At 41.2% G+C, this 1,920-nt stretch carries 3 protein-coding genes; 1 reads left to right on the top strand and 2 read right to left on the bottom strand.

Annotated features, from left to right (window positions below; genetic code table 11):
• Nucleotides 1-169 precede the first annotated feature (169 nt).
• The gene (locus tag B147_RS0108415; RefSeq protein WP_020586768.1) at nucleotides 170-739 is read left to right on the top strand and encodes a hypothetical protein; all 570 of its coding nucleotides are present in this window, start codon (nucleotides 170-172) and stop codon (nucleotides 737-739) included.
• A 109-nt stretch (nucleotides 740-848) separates the two neighbouring features.
• Here the strand turns inward: B147_RS0108415 and B147_RS30200 are convergent, their stop codons facing one another.
• Both B147_RS30200 and B147_RS0108405 read right to left on the bottom strand, forming a co-directional pair.
• Nucleotides 849-1,427 (bottom strand): hypothetical protein, encoded by a 579-nt coding sequence (locus B147_RS30200; RefSeq protein ID WP_169400707.1) that lies wholly within the window; start codon nucleotides 1,425-1,427, stop codon nucleotides 849-851.
• A 22-nt stretch (nucleotides 1,428-1,449) separates the two neighbouring features.
• On the bottom strand, nucleotides 1,450-1,887 hold the full coding sequence (locus B147_RS0108405; protein WP_020586766.1) for a hypothetical protein: 438 nt from the start codon (nucleotides 1,885-1,887) through the stop codon (nucleotides 1,450-1,452).
• Nucleotides 1,888-1,920 lie beyond the last annotated feature (33 nt).

The raw sequence follows: 1,920 nt of genomic DNA, 5'->3' as shown, positions 1-1,920 counted from the left end.
AGAGTGTCTATTATAATTTTGCGACAAAATAATTTTAGATGTCGCTCCGCCCCCCTGATATCATTGATAATAAATTTTGATGCGTCAGCGCTGGTCCAATGCGCTTGACTCTATACTGTGTATATGTTACGTTGCACTAACATAACACGAACATATACAAGGAAACGCCATGAGTAAGACAGGATCAGAGATCCGGCACGATGCCAAGGAACGTATGAAAAAGTACCGGACTGAGATGACCGAAAAGGGTTACACCTCAACCACTATCTTTTTATCCCAGGAACACCGGGCCGAACTCAAGCGCCTGGGGGATGAATACCGGCTGACCAGGGCCGAAGCAGCCGAACATATTTTCAAGATTTACCTGGGATCTGATAACAAATACGCAACACAAACGCATAACACGAACATAAACCAGCAAGCCGAAACACGCACCACTATTGAAGCTTTGGAGGCCCGGTTGAAAGCCCTGGAAGAAAGAGACTCAAAACGGGCTGAAACAATCGAGGAACCGACACCTGCAGTTGAACCACCTGGTGCCATGCCGGACCGGTCAGATAAAGACGCCTACAGAACATGGCTGTTCAACCACATCGACGCCTTGAAAAAATCTGGCCTAACCTGGGTTGAGATCACGCGCCAATTAAATGCAGACGGAATCACGTCTGTCTCTGGCAAGCCATTCAGCCGGGGTGCTGTAGATGCATTTTACAAACGAAAATTGGCTAAGAAAACCTAATATTGGAAACATGCGTCCCTCAGATTTGAGGAGCCATATATCCACTGAGCCCCTGGTATCTTAGGTGGAACGGTTTAATGCAAGAATTCAATTAAATTGGAGAAAATGCTTATTCCTGTGCGGGGGGATGGGCTTGGGAAGAACATTTAGCATTGACGGTTTTAACGATTTCTGCAAGATTTCTGAATGTGTTTATCGCGTCAATCCGGTAAGTTTCAGTGGCAACAAAAAGGGAGAAGACAACGAACAAAATTAGGAACGAGGCAACAATGCTCTGTGCAACACCATACCAGAATTTAGGCTTAAGCAGGCCGATTTTCTGTTCAAAAAGAAGTTTGCGTTCTTCATTTTTCCGGTTAAGTTTATCAATTTCTCTACTGTAGCGTTCCTCAAACTCTTGGCTATATTCTTTTTCAAATCTCTCTTTTGCTTCCTCCAGTTCATTATTGACATCTGTGATAAGGTTGTCCCAAAAGGTCTTTGCAAAAGCATGTGAAAATTCAGCCGCTTCAAGTCTGTATCCGTCTATATGCTGAAGGCTGGCCATGTGAAAATCATGAATAATATTCCCCTCCAGATCAGTCCCATTGTTCTCAGCAATATATTGTTTTATGAACTCAATTTTTTTTCTTTTATAAAGCCCATAGGCAATCAGTCCGATAATGTCGTTGCTATTGTCTGGGACCAATCGTTCATATATGAAATTATATTTATGAGATTTGTTTTCTGACAACTTTTTCCCATGCCTCTGCGATCATATCTCTGTCTAATGTATGATATTTTGAACTGGCCTTTTTTATAACATCGAACCTTGACAGTTCAGATCCTGGATATGTCAAAGTACTTCTACAGGAAGAACAATACCGGGTTCTTCCTTCGGAATGAAATGAATCTTTAACAATGCGGCCGCGAGAAGAATGCTTTTTATTTGATCCAGCATCCGCCGTAACGGTTCTTTTTTGAATCTTCGTGTTCACATCGCTCAAATTTTCTGAGAGAATCAGGCAATCTTCAGTTTTAGTAATCACAAAAGTACTCCAATAATCATCATTATTTTTAAAAAACAATAACAGCTTTATAAAAAAATCCAGTGATGTCCGGTTAGGTTTTTGCTTGTTCGCTAAATGTAATTTTTTGATCTTTGACAATATTGTCCCTGTTTAAACTATGAGACGTATCCT

This window comes from Desulfobacter curvatus DSM 3379, from assembly GCF_000373985.1.
Lineage (GTDB): Bacteria > Desulfobacterota > Desulfobacteria > Desulfobacterales > Desulfobacteraceae > Desulfobacter > Desulfobacter curvatus.
The sequence above is the reverse complement of the archived record's forward strand: the minus strand, read 5'-3'. Positions and strand labels throughout refer to the sequence as shown.